Here is a 17,528-nt window from a genome sequence, read left to right as displayed (position 1 = left end):
AGTACCGAACGCGTGGCGACATCTGGCCGGACGCAAGGCACAAGGGCCTGCTCGGCGGCGCTGCCAAGGCCGTCGTGCGCAGATGGCTGGAGAGTGACGGCGACTAGCCTCATCGCGGCCAGCCCTTCCCATGAGTCCCCAGGCCGGAAACCTTGGCGAGGGCTTCCGGCACGATTTCTAGCCAAATCGAAACAAGATTCGTGCCACCGATGCGCGCCGCGTAACGCTTTGAAAGTGCTGCCACTTCGATCCGCGGCTAGAACGGAATCGCGCTCCACTGCACGCTCTAGCGGCAGGCGATTGATCGAAAAATAGGCAGCAAGCGGTGACTGCTCTCACAAGGAGCAGTCACCGACCACGCATGGATCTGAAAGTTAAGCGGTCTTGAGCACAGGCGGTTGCGACGGCCGGATCAGCGCGAACGCCACCTGGATGATGCCGCCGGCAAGCCCCAGCGCGACGCCGATGCGCCAGGCCATGGTGTAGGAGCCCAGCGCGTCGTACAGCACCCCGCCGCCATAGGCGCCGAGGAAGCTGCCGATCTGGTGGCTCATGAAGGCGAGGCCCTGGATCATCGCCTGCCAGCGCAGGCCGAACATCTCGGCGACCGCGCCAGCGACCAAGGGACCAACGCCCATCCACAGGAAGCCCATGATGGCGCCGAACAGCAGCGTGGATGCCGGCGTCGCCGGCAGCATGAAGTACCAGGCGAGCGCCAGCGAGCGGAAGATGTAGATGCCGCCGAGCAGCGCCAGCTTGTTCCAGCGCTGGCCGGCCCAGCCGAAGAACAGCGAGCCCAGCACGTTGAAGCCGCCGATCATGCCAAGCGTCTGCGCGCTCAGCATCGGATCGAGGCCGCAGATCGCGAGATACGACGGCAGGTGCGTGGTAAGGAAGACGAGCTGCATGCCGCAGACCATGTAGGCGCAGGTCATCACCATGAACGACGCGTTGCCGAACGCGGTTTTGGTGGCCATCGCGGCGGTGGCGTTGCCAATGTCGTCGCCAGCGGGCTTCGGCAGCGGGACCTTGTCGACGCGGCCGGCGTACCATGCTGCCGGAATCATGAAGATCGACAGGATGACGAAGCCGGCGAGCCCGACGCGCCAGCCAAAGCCCTCATTGAGCATCTGGCCGATCGGCGCCGACAGCAGCGCGCCGAGCGAGCCCGCGGCGGACACGATGCCGAGTACCGTCGAGCGCACCGTCTCCGGCACCGCGCGCGCCGCGACCGACATCGCGATCGCCGCCGCGGTGCAGGCGAGCGAGGTGCCGATCAAAACGCCGCCGCCGATCATGACGCTGACCAGCCCATGCGCGGCCGTCATCAGCGCAAGGCCGGCGATGTAGAGCAGCGCGCCGACCAGCATGATCGGGCGAAAGCCGTAACGCACTGTCATCGCCCCGGCCAAAGGCTGCAGAAAACCCCAGGCGAGGTTCTGCACGGCCAGCGCCAGCGTGAAATCGGACACCGAGATGTGGATGTCCTGGGTCAGCGGCTGCAGGAAGATGCCGAGGCTCTGCCGCAGCCCCATGCTCAGCGTGAGCATGATGGAGGCGCCGATCAGAATCGGAAGCGTGGGACGCAGGACCTGTAACAGGGGCATTGTTCTTATTCTCCCGTTCAGGCGCGGCACGACAGCCGCGTCCTGCGATTCCCATCTGTTTTAGTTACACAGACCTGTGTAATTAGGCTATACAGGGGTGGTGCTGTCAAGCGAAGACGATCCCGGCCCACGCATGGCTTCCCTGCCTTCCAAACAGACCATGAAAGAGCGGATCCTCGAGACCGCCGACAAACTCTTCTACCTGCAGGGCATTCGCGCCATCGGCGTCGACACCATCGCGGCCGAGATCGGCATCAGCAAGCGCACGCTTTACAATCACTTCCCGTCGAAGGACGCGCTGATCGAGGCCTATCTGCGGCGCCGCTTTGTCGATCCCCGCCCCTCCGACAAGCCGCCGGCCGAGCAGATTCTCGCCACCTTCGATTCGCTGGAGCGGCGCTTCGCGGCGGAGGATTTTCGCGGCTGTCCGTTCGTCAATGCGGTGGCCGAGCTCGGTCCGGAGGACGAGCACCGCACCGTCAGGAACATCGCCGTCGCCTTCAAGGAAAGCCGCCGCGTCTGGTTTCGCGATCTGCTGCAGCAGCTCGGCGTCGCCGATGCGGAAGGGCTTGCGACCCAGCTCGTGCTGCTGGTCGACGGCTCGATCGCACAGGACCTGGTGCGCGACGATCCCGCGATGGCGCGCGCGGCCAGGGAAGCCGCAAAGGTGCTGCTGGCCAATGCCGGCGTGAAGCTCGGCACATCAGGCGCGGCGAAGCCGCGCGCCGGCTGAATACGGTTGCGTCCCCGCGTCGCGTTTGGTTGTTAGCGTCCACGCGTGACGGCATCTCTCGCTGGATATTCCGTCAGGCGAGATTGCCGATAGCAGCGCTAACGGCCTGCGGCGCAACAGGGGAGCGACCATGGAAGATCTGAAGGTGACCGCCGCCGGCTACGATTTCGCGCCGGCGCGAGCGGCCATGCAGCGCTACATCGACAACGATCTGTTGTCCGGCATCTCCTGGACGGTTCTGACCGGACGCGACATCGTTGACGTCGGCTGCGTCGGATGGGCCGACAAGGAAGCGCAGACGCCGCTGCGCACCGACCACATCTTCCGCATCTTCTCCAACACCAAGCTGATCACCTCCTGCGCCGCGCTGCTGCTGGTCGAGGAAGGCCGCTTCAAGCTCGACGACCCGATCGAGAAATTCATCCCGCAGCTCGGCAAGCGCAAGGTGCTGCGGCCGGGCGCGACGTCGATCGACGACACCGAGCCGGCGCGATCGTCGATCACCATTCGTCACTTGCTCAGCCACAGCGCCGGCCTCAGCTACGGCCTGTTCGATCCGGGCACGCCGATCTTCAAGGCCTACAACGAGCGCAGAATCCTCAATCCGCTGTCGACGCTCGCCGACATGGTCGACGGCCTTTCCGATCTGCCGCTGGTCTTCCATCCCGGTACGTCATGGGAATATTCGGTTGCCATCGACGTGGTGGCGCGGCTTGTCGAGGTCATCAGCGGCCAGCCGTTCGACGCGTTCATCAAGGCACGGATTCTCGATCCGCTCGGCATGGTCGACACCGGCTTCTTCGTGCCGGAGCAGGACCATAACCGGCTCGTCGCCTATTACGCCGGCGCCGATCTGATGGATCCGATGAAGCCGGGACTGACGCGGACCGACAACTCGCCCTATCCCGGCGCTTACCTGCGGCCAGTACCGCGCTTCAACGGCGGCGGCGGCCTTGTCTCGACGATGCACGACATGGTCGCGCTGATCCGCAGCCTGCTGCCCGGCGGTCCGACGCTGCTCAAGCCCGAGACGATCGCGCAGGCAATGACCAATCAGCTGGTCCCGGGCCAATGGATCCGCTTTGCGATGATGGGCGAGCAGCCCGGCAAGGCCTTTGGCCTCGCCGGCGGGCTGATCCTCAACCCGACCTCGCCGATCGATCATCCCGATGCGGCCGGTGAACTCTACTGGGGCGGCGTCGCCGGCACGCAGTGGTGGATCTCGCCGAAGACGGGCGTTGCAGGCGTGATGATGGCGCAGCGCCAGATGGCGTTCGTCCATCCGTTTGCGTTCGAGTTCAAGCGGATGGCCTATGAGGCGGTGAGACGCGGGCGGTGAGATAGCTTCGTAGCCCGGATGCAGCGCAGCGCAATCCGGGGACGCTGCATCCGCGGACACAAGGGCCCCGGATTGCGCTGCGCTGCATCCGGGCTACGAGATAATTTTACGCCGCGGCCGAAACCACCCGGTTACGGCCGTCGTGCTTGGCACGATAGAGCGCGGTGTCGGCGCGCTTCAGCACATCGCCGACCGGCTCGCCCTTGCGCTCCAGCGTGGTGAGGCCGATCGAGATCGTCACCGCGATCCGCGTGCCGCCCTTGTCGACCGCGAACGGCTCGCCTGCGATCGAGCGGCGCAGCCGCTCGGCGACCATGCCGGCGACGTGGAGGTCGGTTTCCGGCATCACGATCACGAACTCCTCGCCGCCGTAGCGGCAGGCGAGATCGATGCCGCGGATCGACTTGCGGATCCGCACCGCGAATTCGCGCAGCACGTCGTCGCCGGCATCGTGGCCGTAGGTGTCGTTGATCGCCTTGAAGTAGTCGATGTCGAGGATCATCAGCGCCAGCGGCTTGCCGCGCATCGAGGCCTGCTCGGCCAGCGTTGCGAGATGGCTCTCCATGTAGCGGCGATTGTGCAAGCCAGTCAGCGCGTCGGTGATCGCCATCTCGATCGAGTTCTGCACATTGTCGCGCAAATGATCGGTGTAGCGGCGGCGGCGGATCTGGGTGCGCGCCCGCGCCATCAGCTCGTTCTTGTCGACCGGGCGCAGCAGATAGTCGTTGACGCCGATCTCGAGCCCGCGCATCAGCCGCGTGTTGTTGTCGGCATCGGAGATCGCGAGGATCGGAACCTGGCGCGTGCGCTCCAGCGAGCGGGCCTGGCTGCACAGCCGCAGCCCGTCGTAATTGTCGAGGCTGAGCGAGACGATCAGCAAGTCGTAATTGCCCTCGGCGGCGTGGAACAGCGCTTCCGCCGGATTGGTCTCGACATCGACGGTGTGCTCGCTGGACAGGATCGGCGCCAGCTTCTCGTAGGACGACGGGCGGTCGTCGACCAGCAGGATGCGGCCGCCCATGCCCTTGTCGGCAATCGCGCTGCGCTCCGGCGCCTGCATGCCGATCTCGAGCGAGGTGATGGCGCGCATGCGCAGCTCATCGGTCATCATCTTCAGCCGCGTCAGCGAGCGCACGCGCGCGATCAGCACGACGTCGGACACCGGCTTGGTCAGGAAATCATCGGCGCCGGCCTCGAGCCCGCGCACGCGGTCGGCCGGGCTGTCGAGCGCGGTGACGATCACCACCGGAATGAAATGCGTGGCGGGATTGGACTTCAGCCGGCGGCAAACCTCGAAGCCGTCCATGTCAGGCATCATGACATCGAGCAGGATGATGTCGCATTCGGCGCGCGCGCAGATTTCCAGCGCCTCGGTTCCGTTGGATGCAGTCAGCACATCGAAATATTCGGCTGACAGGCGGGCTTCCAACAGCTTGACGTTCGCCGGAACGTCATCGACGACGAGGATACGCGCGGACATGAACTGGTACTCCCCTATCCGATAAAGCGTCGGACAGTCTCAATGAATTTCCCGACCGAGATCGGCTTGGACAAATAGGCTTCGCAGCCGCCCTCGCGGATGCGCTCTTCGTCGCCCTTCATGGCGAAGGCTGTAACAGCGACCACCGGTATCGTGCGCAGGTCGGGGTCGTCCTTGATCCAGCGCGTGACCTCGAGGCCGGAGACCTGAGGCAGCTGGATATCCATCAAGATGAGATCAGGGCGCAGCTTGCGGACGAGATCAAGCGCCTCAAAGCCATTGCTGGTGCCTGAGGTCTGATAGCCATGCGCTTCCAACAGATCGCGAAAGAGCTTCATGTTGAGCTCGTTGTCCTCCACGATCAGGACGGTTTTGGCCATCCCGTCCCTCCCAAACCTCAAGAAACGGGCCCGGCTGCGGCACCTCACGCACCGCGCTCGGGGCGCGTCGAAAATGTGAATTCAAACTAGCGCCTGAATCGCTCCAACCCGTTAACCCGAAGTCCAACTTCCGCAGTGTGGTTTCCGTTGCTTGAACATGCGCGGAAGACTCGGGCATGATGGGCCTCTCATTAGAGACCATAAGTTAACGGAAAGGCAAACCGGCGCGTTGAAAAAGCCTGTTCACAACCCCCGGGAAGTCGCTGAAATCGTTGCGATTCAGGCGCTGGGCTTCATTGCCGGCGATCCTGAACGGCTAGGCCTGTTCCTGGCCGAGACCGGAATCGGTCCGGAGACGCTGCGGAACGCGGCGTCCGACCCGCAATTTCTTGCGAGCGTGCTCGATTTCGTGATGCGCGACGATGCCACCGTGCAGGCCTTCGCGAAGGCCTCGGAACTGCACCCGACCAACATCGCTGCCGCCCGTCAGGTGCTGGGCGACCCGCAATGGGAGCGCGACGTGCCGTGACGACGGCAGCCGCAGCTTTCGACGGCCCCCTCAGTTTCTGCCGAGACTGTCTCGGCGATCTCGACATCAAGGCGAAGCGATGCAGCCATTGCGGCTCGCCGCGGCTGGTGCGTCACCGCACCCTGCCGACGCTGGCGCTGGCGCATATCGATTGCGACGCGTTCTACGCAACGGTCGAGAAGCGCGACAATCCTGAGATCGCCGACCGGCCCGTCATCATCGGCGGCGGCAAGCGCGGCGTGGTCTCGGCCGCCTGCTACATCGCCCGCACCTATGGCGTGCGCTCGGCGATGCCGATGTTCAAAGCGCTGGAACTCTGCCCGGAGGCCACCGTGATCCCGCCTGACATGGCGAAATATGTCCGGGTCGGGCGCGAGGTACGCCGCGCCATGCAGGCGCTGACGCCGCTGGTCGAGCCGCTGTCGATCGACGAGGCCTTTCTCGATCTCTCCGGCACGCAGCGCGTCCACGGCATGATCCCGGCCAAGGTGCTGGCCAAATTCGCCCATGACGTCGAGCGCGAGGTCGGCATCACGGTGTCGGTCGGCCTGTCCTGCAACAAATTCCTCGCCAAGATCGCCTCCGACCTCGACAAGCCGCGCGGCTTTGCCGCGCTCGATCAGGACGAGGCCCACGTGATGCTGGCCGACAAGCCGGTCGGCTTCATCTACGGCGTCGGCCCGGCGACGCAGGAGAAGCTGGTGCAGCGCGGCTTTCGCACCATCGCCGACCTGCAGCGCGCCGACGAGAACGATTTGATGAAGCAGTTCGCCAGCGAAGGCCGCCGTCTCTGGCGGCTCGCGCGCGGCATCGACGACCGCCGCGTGGTGGCCGATCGCGGCGCCAAGACGATCTCGGCCGAGACCACGTTCGAGACCGACATCCGCGACTTCGCGACGCTGGAAAGGCTGCTCTGGAGACTGTCGGAGAAGGTCTCGGCGCGGCTGAAGACCAGCGAGCTCTCCGGTTGCACCATCACGCTGAAGCTGAAGACCGCGGACTTCCGTCAGCGCACCCGCTCGCAGTCGATCCAGTCGCCGACCCAGCTCGCGGCCAAGATCTTTGCGGTGTCGCGCGAGATGCTGGCCAAGGAGATCGACGGCACCGCCTTCCGCCTGATGGGCGCCGGCGTCAGCGCGCTGCGCCCGGGCGCGCAGGCCGGCGATTCCGACATGCTCGACCGCCGCTCCGCCCACGCCGAGCGCGCGATGGACAATCTGCGCAAGAAATTCGGCAACGCCGCGGTGATCCGGGGCATCGCCTATGAGGGACCGGAGAAGACGGCGGAGGAGTAGCCGCCCCGGCTTCCACAGGGTTCCGTCATTGCGAGCAAAGCGAAGCAATCCATGCTTCAGCGTGCGCGGACAGATGGATTGCTTCGTCGCTGCGCGCCTCGCAATGACGCGGAAGGAGCCTCAATCCACGACCGCCACCGCCTCGATCTCGATCAGCCATTCCGGCGCCGCCAGCGCGGTGACGCCGACCAGCGTCGAGGCCGGCGGCTCCATGCCCTCGAAGAACTTGCCGCGCGCCTTGCCGATGATCGGACGCAGCTCCGGCTTGTAGCCGACCACGAAGGTGGTGATCTTGACGATGTTGGAATAGGTCGCGCCGGCGGCCTTCAGCGCCGACCCGAGGTTCGTCATCACCTGCGTCGTTTGCGCGGCGAGGTCACCGGGACCGACCACCCGCCCCTCTTCGTCCACCGACACCTGTCCTGAAATGTAGATCGTGCGCGCGCCCGAGGCGACCACGACGTGGGAATAGGCCGGATTGTGATGCAGGCCGCTGGGACGATGATGTTCGAGCTTCGCCATGATGGTGCCTCCCTGACACGCGTTGTTGGGGAAAGCGTATCCGGGTCCGGCGGGTTCGACCAGAGCGAAGCAGAGCGACCTCGCTCCACCGTCGTCCCGGCGAAGGCCGGGATGACGGTTGAGTGTGGGGAGAAAATCAGCCCGTCACTTGCAGGGCTTGGAATCCCGGACGTCGAACTTGTCCAGCGCGCCCGAGATCACGAAATCGTTGTAATCCAGCACCAGCGCGCGAGAGACGCCGTTCTCGTAGAGCTCGAACGACATCGCGTAGACCGGCGACTGCTCGCCATCCTTGGCGCGGGCGTCGCGATCGTAATAGCTCACCGTCACCGGCCAGCGCGTCATGGTTTTCATGACGTCGTTCGCCGTCGAAGGATCGGGCGACGCCGGCGTGCGGTCGCCGGTGATCGGACGGCCGATCACGGTTAGCGTGTTGTAGACCTTCTCGCCATTGTCGGAGCCGTCGTAGACGGTCAGCTCGAGCACCGACTTGCCCTCGCGTGCCGCATCGATGATGTGGTGGATCTGCTCGGTCGGGAACACGACCTTGCCCTCGAGATTGAAGGTCTTCTTGACCGGCTGGGTCAGCTTCACGGTGATATGATCGCCGACCCGCTCGGCGATGCCATCCACCGGCGACGATTCGCTGTCGTTCATCCGGGTGGCGATCTTGAAGCGGTAGCTCTTGCCGGCGCCGTCCTCCCAGGACGACGAGCGGAGGTCCGACAGCGTCACCTTGCCCTCGCCGCTGTCGAGCTCGGACACCTGGCGGAATTCCGAGGTGTAGCCTTCGCAGGAGTTGCCGGAGAAATTGTAGAGGATGCGCCCGCGCGCGTCGTTGATCGCATTGCTGCCGCGCGACTTCAAAAGGCTGAGATCGTACAGCGCCTGATGCGCCAGAAACGGCCCGCCGGCGGCGGCCGCGGCCGGCGTGTGGGCCAGACCGGATCCGGCGGCCACGGCGATCGACAGCACCAGGGCACGCGACGCAGTCCGGAACGGCAGGATCATGATTTCTCCTCAAAGAGCCAGCGAGTCGCCACAATAGTGACGGTTGTATTACGCCGCAACTGGGGCAAGTTTCACAAAAAAGCAATGGCCGCAGAAGGCAATGCCGGCTTTTTCGGCGGCCCGTCCGCGCCGCGTCCCACAGCGATCGCGGGGCCGGTCGTGCCTTGTCGCTCGCTTGCAACCGGCGGCGCGATGCGCGAAACAATCCCGGCCTGACCGCGTTCAGGCTTTCGTGCAAAAACCAACCGGGGGTCCAACAAGATGGCGGGTACAGTCGAACAAAAGCTGGCGGAACAGGACATCACGCTGCCCGAGCCCACCTCCCCGGTCGCCAACTATGTGCCGTTCGTCCGCAGCGGAAACCTGCTGTTCGTGTCCGGCCAGGTCTGCTTCAACGCCGAGGGCAAGCTGATCGCCAAGGGCAAGCTGGGCGCCGGCGTCACCCTCGAGCAGGGCGCGGCGGCGGCGCGCGGCTGCGCCATCAACCTGCTGGCGCAGATCAAGGCCGCGCTCGGCGATCTCGACAAGGTGGTGCGCGTGGTGCGGCTCGGCGGCTTCATCAACTCCGCGCCCGACTTCGTCGACGGACCGAAGGTGCTGAACGGCGCCTCCGACCTGATGGTCGCGGCATTCGGCGACAAGGGCCGTCATGCCCGCACCACCGTCGGCGTCGCCTCGCTGCCCGCCGATGCGGCGGTTGAAGTCGAAGGCATTTTCGAAGTCTCCTGATCGATGCGCGCGCCGGATTGGCTGACCAGGCGGCCGGTCGCCCATCGCGGCCTGCACGATGCCGCACGCGGCATCATCGAGAACATGCCGGCCGCGGCCCATGCCGCGGTCGCAGGCAACTTCGCCATCGAGTGCGATATCCAGCTCACCGCCGACGGCGAGGCGATGGTGCATCACGACGACAAGCTCGGGCGTCTCACCGCGGGCTCCGGCCCGTTGCTGACCAAGACCGCGGCGGAACTGAAGGCGGTGAAGTTCAAGGACACCGCCGAGCAGATCATGACGCTCGGCGATCTCTGCACGCTGGTCGCCGGCCGTGTTCCGCTGGTCGTCGAGGTGAAGAGCCATTTCGACGGCGACCGCAAGCTGGTGCGGCGGATGGCCGAGGTGCTGTCGTCCTATTCCGGGCCCGTCGTGGGCATGTCGTTCGATCCCGACCAGGTGCTGGCGCTGCGCGAGATCATGCCGAACCTGCCGCGCGGCATCACCGCCCAGCGGACCTATGACGACAGCTCCTGGACCAAGCTGACGCAGGCGCAGCGCGACAGCATGCTGTATCTGCGCCATGGCTTCAGCACCGAGCCGCATTTCGTCGCCTTCTGGGTCAACCAGCTGCCCGCGCCGGCGCCCTGGATCGCCCGCAACATCTTCGGCTGCCCGCTGCTGGCCTGGACCGTGCGCACCGCGGACCAACGCGAGCGCGCGGCGCGCTACGCCGACCAGATGATTTTTGAGGGGTTTGTCCCGGGAACCTGACATGTCCCTTGCAGCCTTGAAGTCGTCGCTGCGATGCACGATCTTTGCAAGGGTTGGTCGCCAGCTGCGGCGGCTGATTGCAGGGCATGATCCGGACAAGCGGAAGTCGGTTTTCCCAAGGAACCGTGCAAGGGACCGTGCAAGGGATCATGCGCAAAAGAGGCACCGGTTTTCATTCTCGATGGCGTCTTCCGAAATCACCCTCGAAGCGGTTCCAGAGATCAGCGGCGTTCCCGCCGCGGAGTGGGATGCCTGCGCCAATCCCAAAGGCGATCCGGACAGCCTGGAAAACCTCGATACGCTGGCCTCGCCCGACGTTGCAGGCAGTTGCCGGACGATTTCAAAGCCCGGCTATAACCCGTTCGTTTCGCACGCTTTTTTCGCCGCCGCGGAAGCCTCGAATTCGGCCTGCCCGCGCACCGGCTGGGGCCCGCGGCATCTGATCGCAAAGCTCGACGGCCAAATCGTCGGCGTGGTGCCCTGCTATCTGAAATCGCATTCGCAGGGCGAATACGTGTTCGACCGCGGCTGGGCCGAGGCCTATCACCGCGCCGGCGGCAGCTACTATCCGAAGCTGCAGGTCTCCGTTCCCTTCACGCCGGCGACCGGGCCACGGCTGTTGATCCGCGACGGCGTCGACCGCGAGTTGATCGGCGCAGCGCTGGCGCGCGGCCTGCGGGCGCTGTGCAACGCCACCGAGGCTTCCTCCGTGCACGTGACCTTTGCTCGCGAGGAGGAAGCCAAGCTGCTCGGCGAGCACGGGTTCCTGCAGCGGACCGACCAGCAGTTCCACTGGCACAATGACGGCTATAAGACCTTTGACGACTTTCTCGGCTCGCTGAATTCCCGCCACCGCAAGGCGATCAAGCGCGAACGCCGCGAAGCGGTCGCAGCCGGGATCACCATCCACCATCTGACCGGCCCAGATATCACCGAAGACGCCTGGGACGCGTTCTTCGAGTTCTACATGGAGACCGGCTCGCGCAAATGGGGCCGGCCGTATCTGACCCGGAAATTCTTCTCGCTGATCGGCGAGAGCATGAGCCGCGACGTGCTGCTTGTCATGGCCAAGCGCAACGGGCGCTGGATCGCCGGCGCGATCAACTTCATCGGCTCGGACACGCTGTTCGGCCGCAACTGGGGCGCGATCGAGCACCACCCGTTCCTGCATTTCGAGGTCTGCTACTACCAGGCGATCGATTTCGCGATCCAGCGCGGGCTCCAGGTGGTCGAAGCCGGCGCGCAGGGCGAGCACAAGCTGGCGCGCGGCTACCTGCCGCAGACGACCTATTCGGCGCATTTCATCGCCGACCCCTCGCTGCGCCGCGCGATCGCCGATTACCTCAAGCGCGAGCGCGCCTATGTCGAAGAGGTCGGCCGCGAACTCACCGAGGCCGGTCCGTTCCGCAAGACGGCCGACGACGACGCTTGACGTCGTTGCCGAGGGCGCGACATTACGCAAAGAGAATTGAGGGAGCGATCAAGATGCCTGCCGCCTACGACACCAACAACATCTTCGCAAAAATCCTGCGCGGCGAGCTGCCCTGCTACAAGGTCTATGAGGACGAGCACGTCTTCGCCTTCCTCGACATCATGCCGCGCTCGCCGGGGCACACCCTGGTGGTCCCGAAGGCCCCTGCCCGCAACATCCTCGACGTCAAGCCCGATGACTACGCCCATGTCGCGCGCGGCGCCCACAAGATCGCCGCCGCCGCGATGAAGGCATTCGAGGCCGACGGCATCACCGTGCAGCAGTTCAACGAGCCCGCCGGCGGCCAGGTCGTGTTCCACCTGCATATGCATGTGATGCCGCGCAGGGACGGCGAGCCGCTGCTGCCGCCCGCCAGCCGCAAGGAAGAGGCCAAGGTACTCGAGGCAACGGCGGCGAAGCTGATCGCGGCGTTGAAGTAGGCTCGCCGTCCGCACCGCTTCGTAGCCCGGATGCAGCGAAGCGTAATCCGGGATTCCCACCTCGCGGCGACACCGGCCCCGGATTTCGCTTCGCTGCATCCGGGCTACGGGGCTCACTCCGTCTCGAAATCGCCCGGCTGCGGCGGCGCGAGCGGGGTGAACTCGCAGCGGTCCGGCTTGACGTCGATCAGCGGCGTCTCGTCGAGGCAGTCGAGGCCACGCACCAGGATCACGTTGCCCTCGACGCCGACCAGCTTCACGATCGCCGTCCCGATCGGATTGGGCCGCACCGGCGAGCGCAGCGAGAAGGTGCCGCGGGTGTTGCCGTTATTCTTCGGGCTCTGCAGCACGATGTCGCGGCGCGATTGATGCAGCCAGTACAGTACTTCGAGATTGCTGTAGAAATCGACGCCCTTGATCGCAGCGACCCATGGCTCGAAGATTTCGAGCTGGCACACCGGGCCGTCATGCCGCCCCTGCCGCGGCGTCTCGAGCCGCGAGGTCCAGGGCGTGCGGATGCGGCCGATGAAGACGAGGCCGGCATCGCGCGCCGACGGCATGTCGACGGCGACCTCGCCCTGGCGCAATTCCATTTCACGTACCATCTGTCAGTCCAACGATATGTTCAGCGCCTTGACCACGCCTGCCCACCGCGCGCGATCGGTGTCCACGAATTTGTCGATCTCGGCCTGGCTCTTCGGCTGCAGCGGCGGGAAGCCGATCTTGAGCAGCGAAGCGCGAAACGCCTCGTCGTTCAAGGCCCGATCGAGGCTCGCCTTGATCTTGCCGGCGATCTCGTCCGGCACTTTCGACGGCGCTGCGATACCATACCAGACGCTGACCGCATAATCGGGATAGCCGCTCTCGGCAATGGTCGGCAGATCAGGCAGATCGGCAATACGCTGCGTCGAGCTGACGCCGAGCGGCCGCAGCATGCCCGACTTGACCGGCGGCAACGCGGTGCCGAGCGTGTCGAACATCAGCTGGATGTTGCCGGACAGCAAATCGGTCAGCGCGGGACCTGCGCCCTTATAGGGCACATGGGTCATCTCGACGCCGGCCATCTGCTTGAACATCTCACCGGCAAGATGCACCGTGCCGCCGGTGCCGGCCGAACCAAAATTGAGCTTTCCGGGGTTCTTCTTGGCATAAGCGACGAACTCCGCGATCGTCTTCGCTGGCACAGACGGATGCACCTCCATGATCATCGGCGCATCGGTGATCACGGCCAGCAGCCGGAAATCCCGCGTCGGATCGTAGGGCAGCTTCTTGTAGAGCAGCGGGTTGAGCACGAAGATCGAGGCCGCCGTCACGAACAGCGTATAGCCGTCGGGATCTGAGCGCGCCACGGCCTCGGCGCCGATCGCGCCCTGCGCGCCGGCCTTGTTCTCGACCACAACGACCTGCTTGAGGTCACGCCCGAGATATTCGCCGACCAGGCGGCCGAGCACGTCGGTCGGCCCGCCCGCGGCATAGGGCACGACCAGCTTGATCGGGCGCGCCGGATAGTCTGCGGCGCGGGACGGCGGCGCCGCAAGCGCTGCGATCAGACCGACAATGATTGCTGCTGCCCGCCATCTCATGCCGTTTCCCCAATTGTTGTTTGTTGGGGCGCGAGACTAGCCGATAATGCGCTCGCCGCAATCAGCCGAGCCAGGTTTTGCCCGCGAGCATGACGATTTCGCCCGCGATCACGCCGGCGAAGATCGAGCGTTTCGTCAGCATGAAAACGGCAAAACCGGCGGCGACCGCGCCGTAGCGCAGCCAGTCCGGCACGCTGGCCAGCGCGCCCGGCGGCTGCACCACGATCTGCGCAATGATGCCGGCAAGGATCGCGGTCGCAACCGCCCGCACCCAGACCAGCAGCTCGGAACTCTCGTCGATGCCGCCGCCGAACCACAGGCCCAGCATGCGCCATATCTGGTTGGGGATAACGCCGGCAACGAACAGGATCGCCAGCGCATGCCAGTCGCCGATGAAGCCCGTCATGCGCGCGCCCTCACCATCCCCGCCCTGACGCGGTGCACGCCATAGGCGACAGTTCCGGCGACGACGCCGCTGACCAGAATGTCGACGCCGCTGTTGAGCATCGCCGCCACCGGGAACAGCAGCAGCCCAAGCAGCAGCGCCACGACGTCGGCGACTTCGCGACAGTTGCGCGCGGTCGAGAACAGGAACGCCAGCGGCGTCAGCATCAAGATGCCGGCCGCAAGCAGCGGCGAGAGATTGGCGGCGAGCGTGTAGCCGATCGTGTTCGCGATCAGACAGACTGAGACCAGCCCGCAGCCGAGCCCGTGCACGAAGGCGATGCGCCGGTTGCGCGGCACCTGCGGCAGGAAGCGGAAGCATTCGACCCACAACGTCACCGCGGTGAGATGCGCCACCAGGATCAAATGCCAGCGTTTTGTCTTCTCGGTGCGCATCATCGGCAGCACCGACACCACCATCGGAAACAGCCGGATCGCGCTGACGGTGACCGCGATCGCCGACTGCAGCACGGTGGCGCCGGAGCCGAGCGTCGTGATCACGATGATCTGCGCCGGCCCCGCCCAGACGAACGCCGTGCTCGCCAGGGTCCAGCCCAGAGAGAAGCCGGAATCATGGGCCAGCGCGCCGATGCCGAGATAGGTCGCAAACAGCACCAGGGTCAGCACCGTCGCGCCGATCGACCGCGCGCCCCACAGAAAGGCGCGGAACGAGGTCTGCCATTGCGGAGAATCGAGCGGAGGAAGCGCCACGGTGAACCGGATGGTGTTGCAATGGCGGCGGCTTAGGGCGCGCGGGGTGCAGGGTCAAGCAAGCGGCGGCACAGGGCCGGTATGCGACACCGTCACCCCAACCGTCATTGCGAGCGCAGCGAAGCAATCCATGCCGCAGCGTATGCGGACCGATGGATTGCTTCGCTGAGCCGATTATCGGCGCGCGTACGCGCGACCCGTTGGCTCGCAAATGACGTGGAGAATTCCTGCGTAGCCCGGATGGAGCGAAGCGTAATCCGGGATTGCACTCTCCGCGGACGCAGCGGCCCCCGGATTTCGCTTCGCTGCATCCGGGCTACGTGTTCACGCGCGGTTCTTGAGCACGAAGCACGCCCCGCCGGCCTTGCGGATGCGGTTGCAGAGGCCGTCGGCCTCGGGCCGCGTGTCGGCGCCGATGCGCACCTGGTAGAAGGTGGCGCTGCCGCGCGTGCGCAGCCGCGAGGAGAGCAGGCTCGGATCCTGGTCGCCGATCACGTTGGACAGCCGCTTCATGGCGCGGGCATACATCGCCAGCGCCTTGTCGCGGCTGAAGCCGGCGGCGAGCTGCACGCCCCAGACCTTCGCCGCCGACAGCGTGACGTGCTGCTCGAGCCCGGCCACGAACGGATTCGGCGCGCGCTTCAAGAGCGCCATCAGCTCGCGGCAGCTCGAGGTCGCCTTGCGCTCGGGCATCTTGCCGGTGCGTCCCGCGGCCGCCCAATCGTCGACGCTGGAGCCGGTGATAGCGTAGACATAGGCGCGGGTTTCCTGCGGCATGTAGCCGGTGCCGGCAAGCCACTCCTGGATCCGGCGCGGTCCGGCATTGTAGGCAGCGGCCGCGAGCCCGAGATTGCCGAACTGGCTGCGCAGCTCGCTCAAGAACTCGGCCGACTTCGGCAGCGCCTGCACCGGATTGAACGGGTCGAGCAGTCCGCGCTCGCTGGCGGTGCCCGGCATGAACTGCGCGATGCCCTGCGCGCGCTGGCCGTTGCGGGTAATGGGGCCGACCGCGTCGGCCTGGAAACGGCTCTCCTGCCAGATCACGCGGGCGAAAAATTCCAGCGGCAAATCGTTGGAGCGCGCCGCCGACTCGATCATCAGGCACATCGCCTCGCGAGTGTCGCTCTCGCGCGCGCTGTCGTCGGGCTTCTCAGCGGCGGCGGGCTTGTCGGCAGGTGTCCCCTCCGGAGGCGCCGCAGACTTCTCGGCGGATGGCGCGAGCTGTTCGGCCGGCGGTGCTGCAGGCTGCTCGGCCGGCGGAGCGGCCTTGTCCGCGGGAGGCGCTACGGGCTGCTCGGGGGCTGGCGACGGGGGCGCAGCAGGCGTCGCCTCCTCGGCACGGGCCAGTGCCGACAGCATCAGAAACATCCCGAGTGCGGCGCAAAGACCCGTTCGCATCGCAAATCTGTTCCCACCGGGCGCGGCTTGACACCGCCCGCTCCTGGTCTAGCTATGGCTGACAAAGATGGCGCGCAAAAGGGAGCGCAACATGGCTGCAGCCTCGGACGATCACCTCGGCTTTGCCCCCGACGATGACGCTCCCATTGGCTATATGAAGCGGACCCGCGATTATTACGCGGCGATCGGCTACACCACGCCCTACCGCTGGGCGCATTACGCGTCCGCGCCGTTCCAGCCCCTCAACAAGCCGCTGAGCCAGTCCCGCATCGCCATCATCACGACGGCGGCCCCGTTCGATCCGGCCAAGGGCGATCAGGGCCCCGGCGCGAAATACAACGGCGGCGCCAAATTCTACGCGGTCTATGACAGCGACACCTCGCAGCCGCATGATTTGCGGATTTCCCATATCGCTTATGACCGCACCCACACCTCGGCCACCGACAGCGGCACCTGGTTCCCGCTGGCACAGCTCAAGCGGCTCGCCGACGAGGGCAAGATCGGCGAGGTCGCGCCGCGCTTCTTCGGCGCGCCGACCAACCGCAGCCACCGCGTCACCATCGACACCGACGCGCCCGAAATCCTCAATCGCTGCCGCACTGACGCGGTCGATGCCGCGGTGCTGGTGCCGAACTGCCCGGTCTGCCACCAGACCGTCAGCCTGGTGGCGCGGCATCTCGAGGCAAACGGCATCCCGACCGTGGTGATGGGCTGCGCCAAGGACATCGTCGAACACGCCGCGGTGCCGCGCTTCCTGTTCTCGGATTTCCCGCTCGGCAACTCCGCGGGCAGGCCGCATGACACGGCCTCGCAGGCGCTCACGCTGGAGCTGGCGCTGCGCGTGCTGGAGACGGCGCCCGGCCCGCAAACCACCGTGCAGTCGCCGCTGCGCTGGAGCGCGGACCATGCCTGGAAGCGCGACTACAGTAATGCCGACGCGCTCAGCGCCGACGAGCTGGCGCGGCTGCGCCGCGAGTTCGACGCGCAGAAGGAAATCGCCAAGGGTCTGCGCGTCGCGTGACGTAAAGCTGAGCGTTAGACAGCATCGGTCGCCCAACTCACGGTGTCATCGCCCGGCCTGTGCGCAATTGCGCACATGG

At 65.7% G+C, this 17,528-nt stretch carries 19 protein-coding genes; 9 read left to right on the top strand and 10 right to left on the bottom strand.

Annotated elements, in window-relative coordinates; translation table 11 throughout:
- Window positions 1–374: 374 nt before the first annotated feature.
- On the bottom strand, window positions 375–1,607 hold the full coding sequence (locus CI41S_RS29945) for an MFS transporter (RefSeq protein WP_139862801.1): 1,233 nt from the start codon (window positions 1,605–1,607) through the stop codon (window positions 375–377).
- A gap of 133 nt (window positions 1,608–1,740) precedes the next feature.
- Between CI41S_RS29945 and CI41S_RS29940 the strand changes: the two genes are divergently transcribed.
- Together CI41S_RS29940 and CI41S_RS29935 are read left to right on the top strand one after the other, a co-directional pair.
- A complete protein-coding gene (locus CI41S_RS29940) occupies window positions 1,741–2,340 on the top strand; it encodes a TetR/AcrR family transcriptional regulator (RefSeq protein ID WP_139862800.1) in 600 nt (199 codons plus the stop codon).
- A gap of 130 nt (window positions 2,341–2,470) precedes the next feature.
- Window positions 2,471–3,679 carry a serine hydrolase domain-containing protein gene (locus CI41S_RS29935; RefSeq protein ID WP_244626731.1) on the top strand — a complete coding sequence of 403 codons (1,209 nt, stop codon included), beginning with the start codon at window positions 2,471–2,473 and terminating at the stop codon, window positions 3,677–3,679.
- Between the two features lie 106 nt (window positions 3,680–3,785).
- On the opposite strand, the gene CI41S_RS29930 is transcribed toward CI41S_RS29935, so the two are convergent.
- Both CI41S_RS29930 and CI41S_RS29925 read right to left on the bottom strand, forming a co-directional pair.
- Window positions 3,786–5,159, bottom strand: a complete 1,374-nt coding sequence (locus CI41S_RS29930) for a PleD family two-component system response regulator (protein ID WP_139862798.1) — start codon at window positions 5,157–5,159, stop codon at window positions 3,786–3,788.
- Window positions 5,160–5,173: 14 nt separating this feature from the next.
- The gene (locus CI41S_RS29925; RefSeq protein ID WP_016845968.1) at window positions 5,174–5,539 is read right to left on the bottom strand and encodes a response regulator; all 366 of its coding nucleotides are present in this window, start codon (window positions 5,537–5,539) and stop codon (window positions 5,174–5,176) included.
- A gap of 229 nt (window positions 5,540–5,768) precedes the next feature.
- Between CI41S_RS29925 and CI41S_RS29920 the strand changes: the two genes are divergently transcribed.
- Together CI41S_RS29920 and CI41S_RS29915 are read left to right on the top strand one after the other, a co-directional pair.
- A complete protein-coding gene (locus CI41S_RS29920; protein WP_139862839.1) occupies window positions 5,769–6,068 on the top strand; it encodes a DUF3572 domain-containing protein in 300 nt (99 codons plus the stop codon).
- Complete coding sequence (locus CI41S_RS29915) at window positions 6,047–7,363, top strand: DNA polymerase IV (protein ID WP_139862797.1); 1,317 nt, start codon at window positions 6,047–6,049, stop codon at window positions 7,361–7,363. The genes CI41S_RS29920 and CI41S_RS29915 overlap by 22 nt, the downstream gene beginning before the upstream one ends.
- Window positions 7,364–7,483: 120 nt before the next feature.
- Here the strand turns inward: CI41S_RS29915 and CI41S_RS29910 are convergent, their stop codons facing one another.
- A complete protein-coding gene (locus CI41S_RS29910; protein WP_139862796.1) occupies window positions 7,484–7,885 on the bottom strand; it encodes a RidA family protein in 402 nt (133 codons plus the stop codon).
- A gap of 144 nt (window positions 7,886–8,029) precedes the next feature.
- A complete protein-coding gene (locus CI41S_RS29905) occupies window positions 8,030–8,896 on the bottom strand; it encodes a cell envelope integrity EipB family protein (RefSeq protein WP_139484198.1) in 867 nt (288 codons plus the stop codon).
- A gap of 261 nt (window positions 8,897–9,157) precedes the next feature.
- Between CI41S_RS29905 and CI41S_RS29900 the strand changes: the two genes are divergently transcribed.
- The 4 genes from CI41S_RS29900 to CI41S_RS29885 all read left to right on the top strand — a co-directional run bounded on the left by CI41S_RS29900 (window position 9,158) and on the right by CI41S_RS29885 (window position 12,292).
- Entirely contained in the window at window positions 9,158–9,625 is a 468-nt protein-coding gene (locus tag CI41S_RS29900; RefSeq protein WP_139862795.1) for a RidA family protein, read from the top strand.
- 3 nt (window positions 9,626–9,628) lie between these two features.
- Window positions 9,629–10,381 carry a glycerophosphodiester phosphodiesterase gene (locus CI41S_RS29895; RefSeq protein WP_139862794.1) on the top strand — a complete coding sequence of 251 codons (753 nt, stop codon included), beginning with the start codon at window positions 9,629–9,631 and terminating at the stop codon, window positions 10,379–10,381.
- A 181-nt stretch (window positions 10,382–10,562) separates the two neighbouring features.
- Window positions 10,563–11,813 carry a GNAT family N-acetyltransferase gene (locus tag CI41S_RS29890; protein WP_139862793.1) on the top strand — a complete coding sequence of 417 codons (1,251 nt, stop codon included), beginning with the start codon at window positions 10,563–10,565 and terminating at the stop codon, window positions 11,811–11,813.
- Window positions 11,814–11,866: 53 nt separating this feature from the next.
- Entirely contained in the window at window positions 11,867–12,292 is a 426-nt protein-coding gene (locus CI41S_RS29885; protein WP_139862792.1) for an HIT family protein, read from the top strand.
- Window positions 12,293–12,405: 113 nt separating this feature from the next.
- Here the strand turns inward: CI41S_RS29885 and tsaA are convergent, their stop codons facing one another.
- The 5 genes from tsaA to CI41S_RS29860 form a co-directional block, all read right to left on the bottom strand.
- Window positions 12,406–12,897, bottom strand: coding sequence for a tRNA (N6-threonylcarbamoyladenosine(37)-N6)-methyltransferase TrmO (gene tsaA / locus CI41S_RS29880; protein ID WP_139862791.1), 492 nt, complete (start codon window positions 12,895–12,897; stop codon window positions 12,406–12,408).
- 3 nt (window positions 12,898–12,900) lie between these two features.
- On the bottom strand, window positions 12,901–13,875 hold the full coding sequence (locus CI41S_RS29875) for a Bug family tripartite tricarboxylate transporter substrate binding protein (protein WP_139862790.1): 975 nt from the start codon (window positions 13,873–13,875) through the stop codon (window positions 12,901–12,903).
- A gap of 61 nt (window positions 13,876–13,936) precedes the next feature.
- Window positions 13,937–14,281, bottom strand: a complete 345-nt coding sequence (locus tag CI41S_RS29870; RefSeq protein WP_139484191.1) for an AzlD domain-containing protein — start codon at window positions 14,279–14,281, stop codon at window positions 13,937–13,939.
- Window positions 14,278–15,030 carry an AzlC family ABC transporter permease gene (locus CI41S_RS29865; RefSeq protein WP_139862789.1) on the bottom strand — a complete coding sequence of 251 codons (753 nt, stop codon included), beginning with the start codon at window positions 15,028–15,030 and terminating at the stop codon, window positions 14,278–14,280. The genes CI41S_RS29870 and CI41S_RS29865 overlap by 4 nt, the downstream gene beginning before the upstream one ends.
- A gap of 324 nt (window positions 15,031–15,354) precedes the next feature.
- Window positions 15,355–16,389 carry a lytic transglycosylase domain-containing protein gene (locus tag CI41S_RS29860; RefSeq protein WP_430650051.1) on the bottom strand — a complete coding sequence of 345 codons (1,035 nt, stop codon included), beginning with the start codon at window positions 16,387–16,389 and terminating at the stop codon, window positions 15,355–15,357.
- 130 nt (window positions 16,390–16,519) lie between these two features.
- Between CI41S_RS29860 and CI41S_RS29855 the strand changes: the two genes are divergently transcribed.
- Window positions 16,520–17,449, top strand: coding sequence for a glycine/sarcosine/betaine reductase selenoprotein B family protein (locus CI41S_RS29855; protein WP_139862788.1), 930 nt, complete (start codon window positions 16,520–16,522; stop codon window positions 17,447–17,449).
- Window positions 17,450–17,528: the final 79 nt, after the last annotated feature.

It is taken from the genome of Bradyrhizobium ivorense, assembly GCF_900696085.1.
GTDB classification, from domain to species: domain Bacteria; phylum Pseudomonadota; class Alphaproteobacteria; order Rhizobiales; family Xanthobacteraceae; genus Bradyrhizobium; species Bradyrhizobium ivorense.
The sequence above is the reverse complement of the archived record's forward strand: the minus strand, read 5'-3'. Positions and strand labels throughout refer to the sequence as shown.